The 549-nt window shown below is 63.9% G+C and carries 1 protein-coding gene; it reads left to right on the forward strand.

Translation table 11 applies throughout. The features are described 5' to 3' along the window. Positions 1-537: toprim domain-containing protein (locus tag DS839_RS36030; protein WP_368912138.1), on the forward strand; the 537-nt coding region annotated here is incomplete at its 5' end. Between the last annotated feature and the right edge of the window lie 12 nt (positions 538-549).

Raw genomic sequence — 549 nt, forward strand, 5'->3', positions numbered from 1 at the left:
CTGCTGATGACAGCCATCTGGCGATGTAGGGAGGCTGGCATCATGGCAAGCAACCTCTTCATCATCGAAGCGCCCGGCAAGCGCAAGGGCATGTCCAACATGCTCTGGCGTGCCGGGGTGCGCGATGTGGAGGTCATGGCTACCGTGGGCCACATCGGCACCAACCCGGAGGGCTTCAAGCCGCTTGCGGTCGATTCGGAGTACCGCGAGACGGCCTACCGCTTGAAGCCCGACAAGGAACGGCTGGCAGCGGAGATCGGCAAGGCCGCCAAGGCGGCAAAACGCATCTACATTGCGACCGACGATGACCAAGAGGGCGATGTGATCGCCCGCGATGTGTTGCGCTTCTGTCTGGATGAGGAAGATCGCAGCCGCGCCCTGCGAGTGCGCTTGAAGGCGCTTGCGCCGGGCGAGATTCAGGCTGCGCTTGCGGCTGCCGCCCCGTTCGATGAGTTGTCGGCAGCCCGAGGCGATGCCCGCAGGATCATCGACCGTTTGATCGGCTCGATGCCGCACTCGACAGCGAAACGCACCTGACCCGCATCGAGG

This window comes from Taklimakanibacter deserti (assembly GCA_003574785.1).